At 48.8% G+C, this 19904-nt stretch carries 16 protein-coding genes; 3 read left to right on the forward strand and 13 right to left on the reverse strand.

Annotated features, from left to right (window positions below; all coding sequences use genetic code 11):
* Positions 1–30: 30 nt before the first annotated feature.
* From MKY95_RS17800 to MKY95_RS17825, 6 genes are all read right to left on the reverse strand, one after another.
* Complete coding sequence (locus MKY95_RS17800; protein ID WP_339193619.1) at positions 31–2004, reverse strand: hydantoinase B/oxoprolinase family protein; 1974 nt, start codon at positions 2002–2004, stop codon at positions 31–33.
* Positions 2001–4049, reverse strand: coding sequence for a hydantoinase/oxoprolinase family protein (locus MKY95_RS17805; RefSeq protein ID WP_339193621.1), 2049 nt, complete (start codon positions 4047–4049; stop codon positions 2001–2003). The genes MKY95_RS17800 and MKY95_RS17805 overlap by 4 nt, the downstream gene beginning before the upstream one ends.
* 41 nt (positions 4050–4090) lie before the next feature.
* Positions 4091–4798 (reverse strand): FCD domain-containing protein, encoded by a 708-nt coding sequence (locus tag MKY95_RS17810; RefSeq protein ID WP_076318139.1) that lies wholly within the window; start codon positions 4796–4798, stop codon positions 4091–4093.
* 311 nt (positions 4799–5109) lie between these two features.
* Positions 5110–5772, reverse strand: coding sequence for a class II aldolase/adducin family protein (locus MKY95_RS17815; RefSeq protein ID WP_339193623.1), 663 nt, complete (start codon positions 5770–5772; stop codon positions 5110–5112).
* A gap of 70 nt (positions 5773–5842) precedes the next feature.
* Complete coding sequence (locus tag MKY95_RS17820) at positions 5843–7333, reverse strand: rhamnulokinase family protein (RefSeq protein ID WP_339193625.1); 1491 nt, start codon at positions 7331–7333, stop codon at positions 5843–5845.
* Positions 7334–7457: 124 nt separating this feature from the next.
* The gene (locus MKY95_RS17825) at positions 7458–9248 is read right to left on the reverse strand and encodes an L-fucose isomerase (RefSeq protein WP_339193626.1); all 1791 of its coding nucleotides are present in this window, start codon (positions 9246–9248) and stop codon (positions 7458–7460) included.
* A gap of 411 nt (positions 9249–9659) precedes the next feature.
* Here MKY95_RS17825 and MKY95_RS17830 point away from each other — a divergent pair, with 411 nt between their 5' ends.
* Positions 9660–10676, forward strand: a complete 1017-nt coding sequence (locus MKY95_RS17830; RefSeq protein ID WP_339193628.1) for a LacI family DNA-binding transcriptional regulator — start codon at positions 9660–9662, stop codon at positions 10674–10676.
* 235 nt (positions 10677–10911) lie between these two features.
* Here MKY95_RS17830 and MKY95_RS17835 read toward each other — a convergent pair whose 3' ends face one another.
* Genes MKY95_RS17835 through MKY95_RS17845 form a run of 3 tightly spaced genes read right to left on the reverse strand, consistent with a single transcriptional unit; the run spans position 10912 to position 13599 of the window.
* A complete protein-coding gene (locus tag MKY95_RS17835; protein ID WP_339193630.1) occupies positions 10912–11805 on the reverse strand; it encodes an NAD-dependent epimerase/dehydratase family protein in 894 nt (297 codons plus the stop codon).
* 21 nt (positions 11806–11826) lie between these two features.
* On the reverse strand, positions 11827–12588 hold the full coding sequence (locus MKY95_RS17840; RefSeq protein WP_339193632.1) for an SAM-dependent methyltransferase: 762 nt from the start codon (positions 12586–12588) through the stop codon (positions 11827–11829).
* A gap of 30 nt (positions 12589–12618) precedes the next feature.
* Positions 12619–13599: a Gfo/Idh/MocA family oxidoreductase gene (locus MKY95_RS17845; protein ID WP_339193634.1), complete on the reverse strand. Its 981-nt coding sequence runs from the start codon at positions 13597–13599 to the stop codon at positions 12619–12621.
* A gap of 189 nt (positions 13600–13788) precedes the next feature.
* On the opposite strand from MKY95_RS17845, the gene MKY95_RS17850 reads away from it, so the two are divergent.
* The gene (locus MKY95_RS17850; RefSeq protein WP_315935737.1) at positions 13789–14373 is read left to right on the forward strand and encodes a bifunctional transcriptional activator/DNA repair enzyme AdaA; all 585 of its coding nucleotides are present in this window, start codon (positions 13789–13791) and stop codon (positions 14371–14373) included.
* Positions 14370–15188, forward strand: a complete 819-nt coding sequence (locus tag MKY95_RS17855) for a radical SAM protein (protein WP_339193637.1) — start codon at positions 14370–14372, stop codon at positions 15186–15188. The genes MKY95_RS17850 and MKY95_RS17855 overlap by 4 nt, the downstream gene beginning before the upstream one ends.
* A 168-nt stretch (positions 15189–15356) precedes the next feature.
* On the opposite strand, the gene MKY95_RS17860 is transcribed toward MKY95_RS17855, so the two are convergent.
* The 4 genes from MKY95_RS17860 to MKY95_RS17875 form a co-directional block, all read right to left on the reverse strand.
* On the reverse strand, positions 15357–16463 hold the full coding sequence (locus MKY95_RS17860) for a Gfo/Idh/MocA family oxidoreductase (protein WP_339193638.1): 1107 nt from the start codon (positions 16461–16463) through the stop codon (positions 15357–15359).
* Between the two features lie 96 nt (positions 16464–16559).
* The gene (locus MKY95_RS17865; protein ID WP_047843313.1) at positions 16560–17285 is read right to left on the reverse strand and encodes a ThuA domain-containing protein; all 726 of its coding nucleotides are present in this window, start codon (positions 17283–17285) and stop codon (positions 16560–16562) included.
* Between the two features lie 69 nt (positions 17286–17354).
* Positions 17355–18527 (reverse strand): Gfo/Idh/MocA family oxidoreductase, encoded by a 1173-nt coding sequence (locus MKY95_RS17870; protein WP_339193640.1) that lies wholly within the window; start codon positions 18525–18527, stop codon positions 17355–17357.
* A gap of 54 nt (positions 18528–18581) precedes the next feature.
* Entirely contained in the window at positions 18582–19631 is a 1050-nt protein-coding gene (locus MKY95_RS17875; RefSeq protein ID WP_339193641.1) for a LacI family DNA-binding transcriptional regulator, read from the reverse strand.
* Positions 19632–19904 lie beyond the last annotated feature (273 nt).

Below are 19904 nucleotides of genomic sequence, written 5' to 3' on the forward strand. Positions count from 1 at the left end.
GACAGAACTAGATAGTTTCCATATACTTGATCAATGCAACCCTATTTGCTGGCGTAAACCTTCCATAATGTCGGATATCTCCCGTGGATCTACAGATAGGGAATCCTTATACTTCTCCTCTACAACGCCCATGGTCTGACGCTTCAGGTAGTCTCTTAGTGCAAGTGGAGCATTCAGCAAGGCCTGATTCAGTGTTACCTGCATCTCATCGCTCCATATGTCTTCAAATTGCTCCCGCGCCTTGCCAAAGGCGAATTCCTCCTGCTGCCGTGGTCGCTTGGCTCGCATTTGTTCGGTATCGCTCTCGTTCAGCTCCAGGCCGTCAATCACAACACCGTATAAATCAAGGGCTTTCTCCGGGGATACTAGTCCACTTCTTACATCCTCCAGAACTAGGCGTGGGTCACGTTCAAGTGGATCACCATATCCGCCTCCGCCTTGCGACAGGAACGTAACCGTTTCTCCAGGTTGAAGTAGTAGCTCATCAATTCTTCCCAGATGATGCTCACTTGCGCGCCCAGCATTAAGAATCGCTTCTCCATGTGAACCTACGCCGCCACCGAGCCTGCCCCAAGGCTGGAACTCCATACGCTCCATGTTTCTGGCCGTCATCACGGTATCCGGTGTTAGAATTCTGACACACAGGTCAATCCCGCTTCCGCCACGGAAGGTTCCTGCACCCGCCGAGTCAGCACGAAGACCATAATGCTCAATCAACACAGGCATCTCGGATTCCACCGTTTCCGCAGGAATATTCCGAAGATGACCGACCGCAAAATCCATGCCATCAATGCCGTCTTTCATCGGCCTAGCTCCCGAACCTCCGCAGATCGGCTGAATTACGCCCACCTTTTTCTTGCCATCGGATGCATCTGTCATCGCCATCATGACAATGCAGGCTTGTCCAGCTCCTGCCGCGGGAACCATACTGCCCTGAGCTTTCCCCAGTGCTCCCGTGATAACGTCCATCAGCCGGATAAAGGTCGCAGCACGTGCCCCAACTGCTGCCATCGGCTCCGGGTTTAGTACGGAAGCAGGCGGCGCGTAATTTCGAACCATACGAATCATGCCCGAATTCCAAGGAATGGTCGGATCGAGCGTACGGAAATAACGAATGAGTGCGGGCACCAGCATGTAATGGCCCTGTTGGTTGTGGGTAGGAATGTTGAATGAAGCCCTGACCTGAGGATCGGTGCCACTAAAGTCCAGATGAATGTCACTACCTGCAATCGTCATCTTGCAACGCAACCGAATAGGATATCCCCCTGGTCCTTTCTCCAGATAGTCCCAGAAGTCATAGGAACCGTCCGGGATATCTTGCACGATAACACGTGCCTTCAGCTCGGCATATTCCAGCAAATGTTCGATGCCCTGCTGGATTTTTCCCACGCCATATCGTGCAATGAGTTCCTCAAGCCGTTGCTCTCCCCGATTCAATGCAGCCATAAGCGCTTTGAGATCACCGAGATTTTGCTCCGGAATTCGGCTGTTGTCCATAAACATTCGCAGGATCTGCTCGTTGAGAACACCAGCTTCATACAGCTTGACTGGTGCAATTCGAATGCCTTCCATATGAATATCATAGGCGCTGGGAGATACGCTCCCCGGTACCTTGCCGCCCACATCGGATGAATGGACAAAGCACATGCCGTAAGCAATGATTCGCCCTTCGTGAAAATAAGGCTTGATGAGATGAATGTCTGGAAGGTGTGTGACCATGCCTTTGGTGGAATAAGGATCATTACATATGACGAGATCCCCTTCTTTCCAGTCTTCTATACTGTTAATGGTCGCAGCAGCAGGGATGCCCAGGGACAGATTGTAACCCGTCTCCAGCGGCGATCCGAACGTTTCCCCGGATGGAGATAAGAGGTAGGTTCCAAAATCGCCAGTTTCTTTGACAAAAGCGGTGAATCCTGTGCGCAGAACAACATTTGCCATTTCTTCCACGGCAGCTTGAATTCGGTTGTTAAAAATCTCAAGAAAGACCTTGTCACCGATCATGCTTCCACCTCCCCAATCACGTTCCCATGCACATCCCGGTATACCTTATATCCTGGCGGAATAAAGATCGTTGTATCATATTCCTCCACAATAATGGGCCCGGGGATGGGGGCATCCACCGATGGAATTTGTCCCCTTTTCAGTACCTTGGCAATCTGCTGTACATGGTCAAAGGTGATGAGCCTTTCTTCCGCTACACTCTCATCAAATGGCAAATTTGCCGGATCTACCGTGTTATGGGTAGGTAAAACACCAACAATGGTTGCTCTGAGACTTACAAACATGACCTCTGCCTCTGGCTGACTAATGCCAAACACGTTTTGGTAAGACGTATGGAATTTAATCCCTGCCTTCTTTGGATCTTCAATTTCTTCCAATGTCAGCGTGACCTCTATATCAAAGGCCTGTCCCTCATATCGCATATCCGCACTGTATAGGCAATAAATATTGTCCAGCTTGACACCACCACGGGCTTCCTCTTCGACCCAGCTACGTCCCTGGTTTTCCAATTCAGCAAAAAGAGAGCTTAATTCACCAGACTCCAGAGTCTGGGTGCTTTTGTGTAACGTATGAACGAAATCATTGCGAAGATTGGCAACCGTGCAGCCCATGGCACACAATGTTCCCGGAGATGGCGGGATCAGCACTCTGCCGATACCTACCTCACGTGCCATCAGAAAAGCATGCATCGGGCCGGCTCCACCATATGCGAGCAACGTAAAATCGCGGGGATCAACGCCCTTGCGAGCCATGAGGGGAGAAAACTGGGCGTACATATTGGCAGTTGCCACATCAAGAATGGCTTGTGCAGTCTGTTCGGCATTCAGTCCAAGCTTCTCTCCCAGATTGCCCAGAGTACGCTCTGCAAGTTCGGGATACAGACGCATTTGTCCGCCAAGGAAACGGTCAGCATGCAGGATACCGAGCTGTAGATAGGCATCTGTGGTTGTCGGCTCTTCTCCCCCGCGCTGATAACATGCCGGACCGGGGTTGGCTCCCGCGCTGCGTGGCCCAACCTTGAGTACGCCTACGGAATCGAGCCAGGCAATTGAACCACCACCTGCTCCTATAGCCGTTACATCAACAGCGGGAATGATGACAGGAAAATCTCCAACCTTGTTCTCAGAAGAATAACTCGGTTCTTTGTCAATAAGGGCAACGTCAACACTTGTCCCACCCATGTCAAATGTGATGACCTGATGAATGCCCGCTCGTTCAGCAATATGGGTCGCGGCGATTACACCGGAAGCAGGCCCGGACAGAAGCGTACGTACCGGCTCATTAGCCGCTCTGGCAGCCGTCATAATTCCACCGTTGGACATGGTCGACAGCAAGTTGTCTTTGAGGCCGTATGCCTGAATCCCTTCTTGCAGACGCAGGAAGTAAGACCCCATCCGTTCACCTACATAAGCGTTCATGGCCGTTGCGAGTGTTCGTTCGAACTCGCGCTGTTGTGGCCAGATGGCGCTGCTTCGGCAGATGAACAGTTGCGGATAACGTTCCCTGATCAGATCTTCCGCAAGCTGCTCATGAGCGGGATTCACATAAGCATGTAAAAAGCTAATCGCCAAAGCGGTAACGCCATCCTCCACCAGCTCATCCACCGCTTGCAACAGTTGTTCCTCATTCAGTGGCTGAAGTATGCCCCCACTCGCAATGACCCGTTCATCGATTTCCTTAACGCGATGTCTCGGTACTAGTGCATCGGTCTTGTCACCATACAGATTGGTTGTATCCTCAAGTCGCAACCGGCGGATTTCAAGAATGTCACGGAATCCTTTAGTGACCAGCAGACCTGTAACTGCGCCATTTCGCTCAATCAACGTGTTGACGCCAAGCGTTGTTCCATGCACAAACAGATCAATCTCATGAATATTCACGCCACTCGCCTTCAACTGATCAAGTGCGTTAAAAATCGCCTGTTCAGGAGCTACTGCAATCGATGGCGTTTTCAGCGCCGCAATCACCCTGCCCTGATGGTCCATCACAAGCGCATCCGTGAAAGTACCTCCGATATCTATGCCTAGACGGTAGATTGTGTCCACAAGCTCAACTCCTTTATCACCGGGTCTGTTTCTAAGGAATGTTATTGGTTTTGCATGGCGAAATAACGTTTGACATCATCGATCATTTGGTTGATATGATTCACCATTGCCGCTTCAGCCTGCTCCGGAGAGCCCGCTACAATAGCATCCAGAATCTGCTGATGATCCACAACTAATTCGCTTCCTACTCTCCGGCGAATATACGCGGTTTCCAGAAAATCGCGGCTTGTCTCCCATACCAGTTCAACCGCATGCAGAAGAATTTGGTTTTGCGCAGCATAAGCCAGCAATCTGTGAAACTCCCGGTCCTCCTCGTATGGTATAATATTCTTGGAAAGCAATTCATGCTGGTTGGCAATAGATGCTTGCAACAGTACTATGTATTCTTTCGAGGCACGTTGTGCTGCCAGGGAAGCGATCTCACGCTCAAGTGCCCTTCTGGCAACGAGAACATCCAGCAGAGCCTTTTCCCCGGAATGGTTCAGCATCTGAATTAACTGTGAGTTCACGCTTTGTTGCTGCAAATCTTTTTCCAACGTCTTCATTCGATCCAGACCCTGTTCGGTCAAAGTTCTTCCCTTGCGACCTTCCAGAACTGTAAAACCTTCAACATCCATCTCCATAAGTCTTCTTCCGATGGTTGCCTGACTCAGACCATACGTTTTGCCCAAAGTATGAACCAACGTACTGGCCCCGATGGGAGCATTAGCGTCTCGAAGCTGCTTTAACAGTTCGTATTCCAACTCCATTTCGTTTAGCTCAGGACCCACTGATCTCACCCCTCTTAGATACTTAATTGTGTTTTTAATCTTCTTCGTAGTTGTTACTCACTGATGATTAACGTTAGTATACCTTGCAGACATCACAATTTCAATAATTCTCATCAAAATAGTGCGAATTATTCCCTCAGCTATACTGTGCGCCTTTTCAATTCAAATTCAAAATTAAAAAAGAGCAGTTTACATCCTTTATTCCAGCGTTTATCTGGAGAATGCAATCTGCCCTTAACGTAGCAATCTTTTAACATCACAAATGTAATCATTAATATTCAAATCAGGTATCAGGACTTGAGTTGTTGCAATAACTGCACACGGTAGGCTTCACTTTCAAGGGATTGAATTTCCTTATATTCTTCAGCAGTTAACACTTTGGGTTCACCGGCTGCCTTGGCGATCATATATACCTTCGCGCTTTCTTCCACCACCTGAGTGCGGTAATAGGCTTCGCGGAGGTTTTTACCGGTCGTAACCAATCCGTGATTGACGAGAATGAGTGCCGTATGTTCTTCTACCTTGGCTGAGACTGCATCGGCAAGTTGCTTCGTTGTTGGCAGAACATATGGAACGAACCCGATATCGCCCACCAATGCAGACTGATCAGGGAACAAGTGTGGCAATTCATCGAAAACAAGACTGAGTGCGATCGTATATGCCGGATGCGTATGCACAATGGCTTGGATATCAGGATTCACACGATAACTATACAGATGCATTAATACTTCGGAAGATGGACGTGTTGATCCTGCGCTAGTTTCCCCTGTCTCGATATCAATGGCGATCCATTCGTCAGGCTCCAGATCCTCAAGTGCATAACCACTCGGAGACAACAACATCGTTCCCCCAGAGCGAGCGCTCAGATTCCCACCGGGTCCTACCACCAACCCTTGGGCAACTGCTCTGCGGGCATATTTCGTCAACTCTTCTCTTACTTGCTGTTCAGACATGTTGCTCACCACTCCTCATACTTTTCTTTTTAGCATTTTGCGTCAATGCTCATTGCATTGAATCTGTTCATTACCTTTTGATTTGATTCAGACTTTGGTAGTTTTCATAAGCTTCCTGCCACAGCTCTGTATCCTCAGGTTCGTAGGTCTCGGGGGAAAAGGAAGCAGCCATGACCTCCCGTACCTCGGCCAAGCTACTCACTTCACCATGTGCAAGGAATTGCAGCATGCAATTCCCGGCTGAAGTCGCCTCTGCCGGGCCTGCCACCACCGGGACACCGGCTGCATTAGCTGTAAACTGGCATAATAGTCGATTGTGTACACCACCACCAACCATATGAATGACACGAGGTCTTGTACCTGTAACCAACTGCAGTTCATCCAGCGTCTGTCTGAATTCCAGTGCCAGACTTTCCAGAATGCAGCGTACAATCGCTCCAGTCGTTTCAGGCACAGTCTGTCCGGTGAGACTGCATTGTTGCCGTATTCGTTCGGCCATATTCCCTGGGGCCAAATATACGCCATCTCCCGGCGATACATAACTTTGATGTGGCGTTGCCAAGGTAGCCAGTTGAATCAGTTCTTCATGTGTAAAAAGTTGATTCTCCTGCTCCCATTGCCGTTTGCATTCCTGTAGCAGCCACAAGCCTGAACGATTTTTCAGGGTGCGTACTTTTCCACTTACCGTCCCTTCATTGGTGAATCCGAGTGTACGACTTCGGTCATCCAATACAGGTGTATCACGCTCCACCCCCATAAGAGACCAGGTACCACAGCTGATAAAAGCGAAATCCGAATCATTCGCAGGTATTGCTGCCAAGGCAGATGCCGTATCATGTGAACCCACAGAGACTACCTGCATCGGTCCAGTCCGTAACTCTTCGCACAACTCATTTGTTAAATCACCCAGCACGGTACCCGGTTGAACGAGTTTTGGAAATAATGTTTCCGGTATACCGAGACGCCCGATCAGATGTTCATTCCAACGCGCCTCGCCTGCATGCAACAGCCCGCTAGTACTTGCAATCGTATACTCACAAGCCTGCTGACCGGATAGATAATAGTGAAATAAATCCGGCATAAATAACATGCGCACATCCGTACGCAAACCTTCGGCCTGCTCTCGTACACTGCCTAGCAGTTGAAATACTGTATTGATCTGCTGCGGCAAAACGCCGGACATGGCATACAGTTCTTCATCTTTCACCATGTGCAGAACTTCTTCCATCCACTGTGCGTTGCGTGCTTCCCGATAGTGACGTGGGTTCGAGCACAACCTTCCCGCACCATCCACCAGTCCATAGTCCACTCCCCACGTATCCACAGCTATAGAACGGACCGATGGAGAGATGCCTTGCGTCCCTTTCACAATGCCTTGTTTTAATTCATGAAAAAGTCGTAAGAAATCCCAATACAATCCGTCCCCCAGCTGCACGGGTTCGTTGTTGAATCGATGCACTTCTTGTAACGAGAGTCTGTTTCCGTCAAAAGAACCACGGACTACGCGTCCACTACCGGCGCCGTAATCGGCAGCAAGCACATGTGTTGCTTGATTGCCCATTCTTTCAAGCCTCCTTAACTCTTCGCGATAAGCCGTATTCGAGTTCTGAGCACAGCTTTCAAGAGAAAGCCATGTTACCTCATCTCACAAGGAACATGGCGTTTGACAGGAATGGAACTTTATTTTAACGATACAACGGGCCAAACACACTGCAAGCACGGTAGTCTGCACTCTCCGGCTCACTTGTGCCGAACAATCCCCATGCACGCGGACGGAAAATTTCCGTTTCAGGTACATTATGCATATTTACCGGAATGCGAAGCATGGAAGCAAGCGTAATCAGATCAGCACCGATGTGTCCATACGAGATGGAGCCATGGTTGGCGCCCCATTGATTCATGACCTCGTATACGGAAGTAAACGCTCCCGATCCGGTTAGAACAGGAGCAAACCAGGTGGATGGCCAGGTTGGGTCTGTCCGCTGATCCAGCGTATCATGCACATCTTCAGGCAGATCGACCGTGTAACCCTGAGCGATTTGCAGCACCGGTCCCAGTCCTTTGACCAGATTCAGACGTGTCATCGTTACAGGCATGCCACCTTTGGTCAGGAAATCCGCTGAATAGCCGCCCCCGCGGAAATACTCTACGGATGCCGGTCTCCACGATGTTGCTTTCAGGCAGTCCTGAACTTCCTCATCTGTAATTTCCCAGAATGGCTTGAGTACAGGCTTACCATCTCTGGACTGTTGCCCAGTGCCATCCAAGGCTGCCGAACCAGAGTTGATCAGATGCAGAATGCCGTCCTTCGCATTTCCTTCCAACTGGTGTCCCGTCACACGTTGTACTGAATCCGGACTCCAATACGTACGCACATCAGCAAAGATCTGTGCCGTATGTGTCAGCAGCGAACCGAACAACATGGACACGCCATTCAGGCTGTCATTCTCCGTTGCAACCAGATAAGGCGCACGTTTGCCATTCCAGTCAAAGGAAGAGTTTAATATCGACTCCAGAAAATCTCCGTTAGGTGAATGATCTGTCCACTGCCGTTGTCCCTGGAAGCCGGATACAATCGCGTGGTGGCCCATCGATTCCTCTGTGAAACCAAGCTGAGCCAATCTTGGGTTGCCCGCCATCAAGTCACGCACGATTTGGGTCATTTTCACAACGGTTTCCCATTCGTACTCTTTGCGTTTGCGATCCGTTTGCAGATGGGCAGCGTTGTTGTCTGGACCTTCGTTACAATTCTCCTTCACCCAAGCCAGTGCGAGCTTATACTCCTCAGGATCATAGATTTCTTCTTCAATACGACGAGTGAGTTCGCTCATATCTACATATTCGTTCCTCATGCCCAGATACTCTTGGAAAAATGAATCGTTCACAATCGAACCTGCAATCCCCATGGATACTGATCCAATAGACAGATAGGCTTGCCCTTTCAAGGTCGCGGCTGCAAGACCTGCACGGCTGAACCGGAGCAATTTCTCACGCACGTCATCGGGAATTGTTGTATCTCCGCCGTCCTGCACATCTTCTCCATAGATCCCAAAGGCCGGAATCCCCTTCTGTGCATGGGCAGAGAGTACCGCTGCCAGATATACTGCACCCGGACGTTCAGTCCCGTTAAAACCCCAGATAGCCGTAGGAATGGATGGTGACATATCCATCGTTTCCGTACCATAACACCAGCATGGAGTCACGGTGATGGTTACCCCCACGTTGGAACGGCTGAATAGTTCTGATGCTGCGGCCGCCTCGGCCACCCCGCCAATACAGGTCTCAGCCACAACACACGCCACTGCGGACCCGTCAGGATAACGTAGTTCTGCTGCAAGCAGTTCCGCAACAGATGTCGCCATCCGCATCGTTTGTTCTTCCAGTGACTCCCGAACACCCTTGCGTCTTCCATCAATCGTGGGACGAATACCAATCTTGGGGAAAGCCTGTTTATAACGATAATCCTGATGTGTCATACTGGAATGTCCTCCTTCAATTCGTTTCATAGAATTTGGGTTGAATTGAGAAACCTTCTGTCTGATCCATGTGCAGTGATTGGAATAAGATAATGACGGAGATATAACCGATACCCAAGTTGCACGCAAGAGCTGCATACACAGATTACCAAGAGCCTTATTTTAGTTTGAATACGTTTACATATTTAAAAAATAACAATAAACCATTTCATTAATTAGCTATGTATGTAGTTCCTCTATTCAAGAAAATGGAACGTGCATGAGCGAATTCAACGAAATGGTTTATGTAGTAAAGACGTTCAGAACCCTTTAGGGTTATCGGTAACCCTAACATAGCACGAGCCTATCTTGCTGTCAATTGACATTATCCTATAGAATGGTAAGACTATGTTGCGGAAAGGTTAGATTCTAATGATTACCATTTACGATATTGCCAAAAAAGCCAACGTCTCCGCCATGACGGTCTCCAAGGTCATTAATCATACAGGCCGTATAAGTTCCGCGACACGTGAACGTGTGCAACAGGTGATCGACGAACTGGGTTACATCCCGAACTCCAATGCACGCAGCCTTGTGCTTCAACGAACCCAGATGCTCTCCCTGCTTATTACGGATATTACCAACCCTTTTTATACAACACTGGCGCGTGGTGCTGAAGATGCAGCCCATCTTCGTGGGTACCGTCTTTTATTCGGCAATAGTGACGAGGATTACAAAAAGGAAAAGGATTATGTAGATGCGATTCTGTCTACTCGTGTGGATGGTGTACTCTTTGCCCCAGCGGGAGATCGTTCTCTCCAACATCTGAAACAGCTGCAGGAACGTCACATTCCGTTTGTCTTTCTGGACCGCACCGTACCTGGCATTACGTCAGATATCATTGCTGGAGATAGCCGGGAAGGCGCGATTGCTCTGATCCGATATCTGGTGCAATTGGGGCACCAGCGCATTGCACTGGTCAATGGTTCTTCGGAGGTTTCTACCGCCAGACTGCGGGAGGAAGGTTATATAGCGGGTTTACGAGAGGCCGGAGCTGATATTGATCCCGAGCTTGTGCTTCGAACCGGGTACCGGGATTTCAGTGATGTAGAGGGACTCGATCGACTACTCTCTCAACCAAATCAACCAACAGCCATTTTTGCAGCCAACAACATGCTGGCGATTGGGGTCATTCGGCTTTTGCGCAAACGAGGACTGCGTGTACCAGAAGACATCTCTGTTGTGTGCTTCGACGATCTGGATCTGGCTTCTGCTTTTGATCCTTTTCTGACTGTAGCTGCACAGCCAGCATATGAATTTGGGTTTCAGGGAGTACAGATGCTGATTGACCGGATTGAAGGCAAGGCTCCTTCCGAAGCCCAAACCGTCATTCTACCGTCAGAACTGCGCATACGGGCATCAGCTACTGCTCCACGTGAGCAAGAATAGAGTTAAGCGCGTGAATTGATTAAATATTATCGTGTAAATGATTAGTCCCTCTTATCTAGATTAGGTCTTGTTCAAATTCGAAAAATGTACAACATAAACAGGGTGCACCGGAGATTACGCTCTGGTTGCACCCTGTTTGAAGTTCATTCGCTGAAATAATCCGTCGTTCGAGCCGTTTGGTTCGTCTGTTTCATTCAGGCTCGTCGTTTCCTTCAGTTCCATCCGAGCCGATATTCTACCGCTCCGACTGTAATGCAAGAGCGACCTCACGAACGAGTCCCGGGAACCAGTCCATCAAAGGTTCGAACGTATACCCCGCTTGTTCAGCTTTGGTCGTCTCCATCGTCCATGATTGCTCAATTCCGAAGGGTGACATGTCCTCTTTCACCGTTTCCGTGAGGATCTGGGACTGCATGCCCGTGACCGTCTCGATCAGATGTATCATGGCTGACAGTGTAATCGCACCCTTGGAAGCTGCATTCACCGGACCGGTAATGGACGAATGTCCAAGCCAAGCGAGAAATCTTGCCGCTTCGGTGGAATTGATAAATCCAATCTCCGCATCCGGATTTGGCATGCCGATCGGTTTTCCTTTTTGCACATGTTCAATATGAAAATGAAGTCTTCTCGTATAATCATCAATCCCGAGTACAATGGGAATGCGCATCGCCACAACCGGGAAATCCGCTTCCTGGAAAAATACAGCCTCCGCAAGCCGTTTGCCTTCTCCATACGAAAAATCATCTGCACTTCCATACTGTAATGGATATGTATACGGGTCAAAATCCGTTTCCTTAAATCCAGGTCTGGGATCACCGTACACCGAGAGTGTGGATGTCAGAACGTATCTTTTGGTTCGTCCTGCAAAAGCTTCACATGCCGCTTTCGCCGCATCTGGGGAATAACAGATATTATCGTACACAACATCCCACATGTCTGTCTGCGCAACCTCTGCCAGAGATTCTGGGTTTTCACGATCCATCTTGATCCGGTTTACTTCGGGTCCGAAATCAACATCCGTTTTACCACGAGTTGCGACTGTGATCTGAGACTTCCCTTCCCACAGCAAGTGATCCACCAGACGTTTACCGAAAAAACGTGTACCCCCAAGTATAAGAACTTTATTCATCCAAAAAACCTCCTATCATGTTCAATTATGTTTAACAATTTGAAGCATGGTGTGAGCATTCCGTTGAAACTCATATGAAGTTGGTTCTTCGGATACCGTGCACCCACGCTCTTCGAGTATTAATTTCAACTCATCCATGTGTTTGTAACGTTCGCCAGACAGATCCACTGTTGGAAAAAAGCGAACCTCTTGTTTGGTCACACGCAGCAACTCCATTATGGTTGCAACATGAAAATCAACATCCAATCGATCCGCATACGTAAACAGGAAATGGGCGGATAACGTCAGATCGAATTGTTCATCTGCAAAGGGTAGATCCGGGAGCACAGACGCCACATAACGGTCAGGAAACATTCTCATATCTGCGATGCAATCTGTGATGGCACGAGTTCGTTCTTCCTTTAACCCCTGGATTGATCCAAATTGATCCCACACATATATCCCTTGCACGGGTTCCATCTGTTTCATCGTATGCTCAATGTCCTGAAATCCCTTTACTTCAAGCTCGTCGATCTCGTATTCGTAGGCAATATCCACGGCCACGGGATCAGCACCCAACTTGCGCGCCTGGCTACTGAACGAACATGCTCCACCTGGACAATCCAGAATAGACTTGCCATTAATCTCGTCCACCGTCAGGTTGAACATCTTCATATATTCTTCGAAGGTTCTTCCTATGAAAACGATCTGTTTCAGTTCCAAACCGCCAGAATTACTGGACCGATTACCTTCTCTACGGTTCTTCTTCTCTACTCTACTGTTGCTCTGCTTATCTCTACTCATCTCGTCTCAGCTTCCTTTCCTGCGCTTGAATCAATCGTTGGGGAACACAAGCCCAATCTGCTTCCGAATCTGATCCATGACCTGCATCGTCACATAAGAGCGTTCATACGTGTTCATGTCAGACTCTTTTTTGCCCTGCTCAACCAGATTCACGAACTCCTCCACTTCATAATACATCGCCGGATGGTTTTGTTCGACTGTGAGCTGCTCCACCGTACCGTCATTGTATCGTATCTCTGCATGTTCCGGTGAACCAATCTTGTCAATGATGATACTGCCCAGTTCCCCCATGATTTCGCTTGGCAGATGAGAGTTGGAGATTTTAGAGTATGTAACGACCGCATCCATCCCATCATAGTCCAGCAGCACACTACCTTGTCCATCCACGCCAGATTCCAGCATCATCGCTTGGGATTGAACCCGGTTAGGTTCACCGAACAACGTAATCAATGGATAGAGACAGTACACACCGAGATCCATTAACGCCCCATTAGCGAGTTCAGGCTTGAACGCGTTCAGGACAATCCCTTCTTTGTACTTGTCGTAACGCGAAGAATACTGAGAGTATCCTGCTACGTATTTGCGGACAGGACCGATTTTATGCAGGCTCTTCTGCACCATTTTGAACTGGGGAACAAGAGTCGATTTCATCGCTTCCATGAGCAGAACCTCGTGTTCTCGTGCAGTATCGATCATACTCCGAACTTCGGCGCTATTTGCAGCCAGAGGTTTCTCACACAATACATGTTTACCGTTTCTCAGAAAAAGCTCAGCCTGCTCTGCATGAACCGTATTCGGTGTTGCGATGTAGACTGCATCAATCACATCACTTGCCGCCAACTCTTCCAGATCGGTGAAACGGTGTTCAACATCATATTTATCTGCGAATGCATTAGCCTTATCTTCAGTTCTTGAATACACAGCGGTTAATTTGAATCCTTTAACCTGTGCTGCGGCTTCAAGAAGCCTTTCTGTAATCCAGTTGGTACCCACTACTCCAAAACGAACCATGCTTACCTACCTCTTTCATCTATAAATTTCATTTGAGATATAAACCACTTCCATTCTGTATATTGTAGCTCATATTTCGTTCAGATTGAAGGAAGGTACTTTATCCCAGATATTGATATCTTGCTTTTTAAGTTGAAACTTCGTCATTCCCTTGGAATCAGGGGTATAATTAGAGATGAGGTGATCACCGTGGAAAGTCCAGATCAAGATCGCATACTGCCCAAATCTATAGATGAAAAATACTGGCACGCCATCATCCACAACGATAATTCTTATGATGGAACGTTCTTTTACGGTGTGCAGACAACGGGTATCTTTTGCCGACCTTCCTGTAAGTCCAGAGCACCCAAAGCTGAAAATGTGCTGATATTTCAACATGTTGAAGAAGCATTGGCACGAAAGTTCAGACCCTGCAAACGTTGCAAACCTACAGGCGAGCGGGTACCTGATCAGGAGTGGATATACGGGATCACGGATTACATCGAACATCATTACGCCGAACCTCTAACCTTGGATGTCCTTGCCACTGTAAGTCATGGCAGTCCTTATCATCTGCATCGTGTGTTCAAGCGGATTACAGGCCGCACACCGGTTCAATATATTCAGGATAAACGAATTACCGAAGCCCGGAAGTTGCTTGAACATACCGGACTTACCGTCACCGATATTGGCCGCCATGTCGGTATACCTAACTCAGCTTATTTCATTACTGTATTTCGCAAACACACAGGTCTCACACCTGCACACTACCGCGAAAGGCATGAGAACTTATGAAGACAAATCTTACTTACAAAGTACCCAAAACGTTACTCAACAAGGGGACAGGGTTCCTTAATGGCTATACACATACACTGAATCCTTACACAGGCTGCGCCTTCGGTTGTTCTTATTGTTATGTCAGACAGATGCCTGTCTCCCTATTTCGTAAAGAGGATTGGGGGAGCTGGGTGGATGTAAAACAAGAGGCCTCCCGGGTGTTCGCCAAAGAGTTGCAGCGTGCCCAGACCAAAGGGAAAGTCACTCTGTTCATGTCATCCAGTACCGACCCGTATCAACCCGCCGAATACAAGGAGTGTATCACGCGTTCATTGCTTGAAACCATGTTACAGCATCCGCCCGATTTTGTATTAGTCCAGACCCGCAGTCCACTCGTTACCCGGGATATAGATCTGTTACAACAGTTAGGTGACCGGGTTCGGGTCAGTATGACGGTGGAGACGGATCTGGACGATATGCGCAAGCATTTCAGTCCTTCCGCTCCCCCAATTGCAGGCCGATTACGTGCACTGGAACAGTTGCGGGATGCCGGAATACCCACGCAGGTTGCGATTGCTCCCGTATTACCCAGCAGTGAACAGTTTGCAGCCATCTTGAGACCTCTGGTTCAGCGTGTATGCATTGACGATTATTTCATGGGCGATGGCAGCGAGGGCAAGCGAACCCGGCGACTCGGCATGGAGTCGCTCTATCAAGAAGTGGGGATGGAGCATTGGTATCATCCAGATGCGTATCAGACTGTTGTACAGTGGATGAAAAACGTTTTTGCCGAAGATGAGATCTGGATCAGTCAGGCGGGATTTGAGCCATAAATGGCTATATAAGTTGGACTAAAAATTATTTACACTGGTCACTCCGATGACCGAACAACCTTCCGATCGCTGTTATTCCCAGATTTTTTTGATTTAATAAAAAACAGCCCCTTTCCTTGTTCGAAGGAAAAGGGGCTGTTTATCATGATATAAGTCATAATGGCTATCTTATTTATCCAATGTATACAATGGCAGATCCACCGGCAATGCAGCCGGGCGCTGACACGAGCTTTTCATCTGGTAGAACGTCTGTTCATCTGATGAATCGTGGAATGCCCACATGGCCTCAAGTACGTGGTATGCCAGTTCCCCACTCGCACGGTGTGCACGTCCACTATGTGCTGCATAGGCCATATCTGCCACACCGATGCCACGTGTATTTTCCTGATATCCTGGGAGGAGCGGAACTTCCGTCCATTCATGTTCACCCAGCAAGCGATAACGAACCGGACCACCAAAGGTGTTGGGGTCAGGTACCTGTAATGTACCGTGCGTGCCATATATCTCAATCGGTGGCAATGCACTTCCGCCAAATACGTCAAAACTTGTAATCAGTGTGCCAATGGCTCCCTGTTCAAACTGTAACAGACCGGTAACGTGAGTTGGAATTTCGACGGGAACCGTCTGGCCCCTCTTTTTCTCACTCGTAATCGTCCGCTCTTCCATGGCTTTACCTGTCATACCTGCGATCGACTTGATCGGTCCCATTAGTTGGACCAATGCGGTGAGATAGTACGGACCCATGTCAAACATTGGCCCACCGCCTGACGCGTAATAAAACTCCGGATCTGGGTGCCAGTGCTCATGACCACGACTCATCATAAATGCGGTCGCCGCCACCGGCTTGCCGATTACCCCTTCCTCCACCAATTGAAGTGAAGTCTGGATGCCTGAACCAAAGAACGTTTCTGGTGCACAACCCACGAGCAATCCTTTACGCTTCGCTGTTTCGAGCACGGCATGCCCTTCTTCACGGGTAACCGCGAGCGGTTTTTCTACATAAACATGTTTGCCAGATTCAAGCGCCCGCAAGCATACATTCGCATGAACGGAAGGAATCGTCAGGTTGATGATCAGCTCAATCTCGGGATCAGCCAAGATTTCGTCGACGCTGTATACGTTAGGCACGTTATAGGCTGCTGCCTGCTCCTCGGCACGTTTCCGGTCGAGATCCGCAACAGCAACAAGTTCCAGCACCTCGAACCGGTGACAGTTTTCCATATAAATACCGCTGATTTTACCGCAGCCAATAATGCCTACTTTCATTGTTTTCATACCTGGGGCTCCCTTCGCCGTGGATCAGAAATGGTTTATCCATTGAGGATGAATGGTTAACACTGAAGTTACGTTTGCAATCAAACTATAATCTCATTAGTTCTGGTTGTCCGCCATACCTGTGTACACTTCGGTTGCTGAACTTACTCGACTCTTGGCAAGTTCTTTGCCTGCTGCTGTCCATTTGAACCCACTGCGCATCATTTCAGTCACGGGTTTCATGTCTACAATGTCTGCATGGTGTCCCAGGGAGTTGTAGAATACCCGCCCTGCGCCCCAGCGTTTCGTCCAGACAACAGGCATATCTACAGGACCATTCGCCGCATGCGGACCAGCCACCACTGGGAAACGAGTTGTTGCCAGCACTTCCACTGCCGGGTCTACGTGCAGGTAGTACTGTTCACTTTTCACCTGAAAATCTTCTATATGATCCAATAACGGGCTAGAACCGCGCTTCATGTTCACCATATACTCCACACCATCGTTACCTGGATGGGCAACCCATTGTCCACCCGTCATAAACTGCCAGTCTACGTTATTTCGGAAGGCATCACACATCCCGCCATGAAGACCAGCCAAGCCCACACCGCTCTGAACAGCCGCTGATACGTTATTGACGAGTTCTTGCTCAATCTGTCCCATTGTCCACAACGGCACAATCAGATCCAGACCTAGCAGCTTCTCTGCATCCGCATAAGACTCCAACGTATTCGAGACTTCAACCTCAAACTGCTCTTCCTTCAAAATACGCTCAAATATCGCTGCTACCTGCTCCGGTTCATGTCCATCCCAGCCGCCCCATACAATCAGTGCTTTACTCATCGTTTATTCACTCGCTTTCGCCTAGTTTTATGTGTTCAACCTTATTTCTGACGTCACTGTCTTGCTTGCTCACATCTCTTCAAGCGTCACCCAGCGCCGTTCTGTTACCGAACGTTCTACTGCTTCCAGTACAGCCTGACACGCGACCCCATCGTGGAAACTCGGTGATGGTTGGCGTCCTTCAGAGATCGCTGTCACCAGCTCCAGCATTTCATGGGTGAACGTGTGCTCGAATCCAATCGTATGTCCAGCAGGCCACCAGGCTTCAGCATATTTATGTGCCGGATCGGTCGCCAGTACACGGCGGAATCCCTGTACGTCCTCTTCATCCTTTGTGAAATACACTTCCAGTTCGTTCATCCGCTCAAAATCAAATCGTACACTGCCGAGACTGCCGTTAATCTCAAACGAGTTCGTACTGCGATGCCCCGCTGCAAAACGTGTAGCTTCGAAGCTGCCCAGCGCCCCTCCTGCGAATCGTGCCAGGAACAACGTAGCGTCGTCGACGGTCACTTCTCCTTTCGGTGCATCCGCATTCGAACTGCCCTTTGCACTCAAACCGGTCATCTCGGCTGCAAGCGGTCGTTCTTTGATGAAGGTTTCGCTCATGCCGATGACTTCCTGGAATTCACCAACGAGGAAACGAGCCAGATCGATTAAATGCGCGCCCAGATCCCCATGGGAACCGGAACCAGCCACTTCTTTTTGCAAACGCCATACCAGCGGGAACGAAGGGTCCATGATCCAGTCCTGCAAGAAAAAAGCACGGAAATGATAGATCTTACCCAGTCGTCCGCTCTCCACCAGACCCTTCGCTAATTGCACCGCTGGTGAGAAACGGTAGTTGAACCCGACCATATGTGCGACGCCAGCATCCTCTGCTGCCTGAAGCATCTCACGCGAATCCGCAAGTGACAGGGCCAGTGGTTTCTCACAAAACAGATGTTTGCCCTGACGGGCTGCTTCCAACGCAATTTCCTTATGGGCATCACTTGGCGCGTTAATATCAATCAGATCAATATCATCCCGCTTCACCAGTTCGCGCCAATCCGTTACACTTTCGGACCAACCGAACTGATTCGCTGCCTCCTGCACTCCCTGCTCGTTACGTCCACAGATCACAGACATCTCAGGTTGCAGCGGAGCAGACGGGAAAAACATCGGCAGACTGCGATAGGCATTACTGTGGGCCTTCCCCATAAACTTGTATCCAACCATTCCGACACGAAGACGATTTGACATGATCATTTCCTCCTTTGGAATAATAAAAAGTCTTTCAATATGTGTACCAATAAACTATTGACGGATAGAAGAAGCACGGATGATCAGTTCGGTAGGCAACAACGCTCTCGCTGATTCGGTTACCGCTACAACAGAGTTATTCGCTTTATGTGTGTCACCCACAGACCCATGCATAAGCTTCGATACTGCAAGTTCACCCATCTCGAAAAATGGAACCCTGACGCTGCTCAGCGGCGGAACCGCCATCTCGGCGGCATCGGAGTCGTCATAACCCACAAATGCCGGAAAATCCCCAGGCCCTATTCCCCGCTCACGCAAACCATGCATGACACCAATGGCCATCCGGTCATTGGCCGCAAATACAGCATCAATCTCATGTAGGCGATCTGCTACAGTCGCTGCCGCCTCAATGCCACTTCTTCTACTATAATTCCCTTTAAGCAATAGACTCGGGTCCAGCTCCATATTTGCTTCTTGCAGGCCAAGACGAACGCCTTCCATTCGCTCCTGGCTGTTGGAATAGCTGTCTGGACCATTGAGAAAAGCGATTTTGCGATACCCCTGATCCGTAAGATGACGTATGGCAAGTCTGCTTCCTTCCACATGATCCGCATCCACTTCCGTGAACGATTGGCCCTCAAAATGCTGATTCATGACACAGAATGGGTGTCCTTCCTGATGAAGTTGCTGCATGGCCGCCAGTTCTTCATGATCATCTCTGGCACCAAGGATAATGCAAGCGTCCACTTTCTGACGCCGGAACAGATCCGTATAATTCATCACTTCACCGGGTGTCCGGAACATAACCAACAGGTCCATGCTATTGTCTCTGGCTTTGCTTCCAATCCCACTCAGCATTTCCGAGAAAAAATACGCCGAGAACAAATGCGCCTTCGGAACATAAGGCAATACTACGCCAAGGTTCCCGCTTTTACTTCTGGCAAAACTGCGAGCAAGAGCGCTGGGCACATAGCCTAACTGTTCGGAAGCTTCAAGAACCTTGCGACGTGTCTCTTCTTTAATAGGACCTACCCCATTAAGCACCCGGGAGACCGTCGCCTCGGAAACACCCGCAAGATCAGCCACTTCTTTACGAGATGCCATGAATATTCACCCCCTTCTAGCTCACCTATAAATCAAATAGTAATTAAAAATCGATATTTATGTACGCGCGTACATTTTCTCATGCCATGTAACCGTTGTCAATGCTTTTAACACAAAAAAATAATGAGGGTTTGGGTTAATCCAAGCCCTCATTATTATCTTGCCAGAGATGGTACTTTCATTAACTTCATGCTCTGTAACCTTAGGGGTTCAAGTTACTTATCAAATTCACTACAACGATTTCAGTTGATCCTGTTTGTTCAATTATGGGGA

Origin of the sequence: Paenibacillus sp. FSL P4-0176, assembly GCF_037975265.1 — a bacterium.
GTDB classification, from domain to species: Bacteria; Bacillota; Bacilli; order Paenibacillales; family Paenibacillaceae; genus Paenibacillus; species Paenibacillus amylolyticus.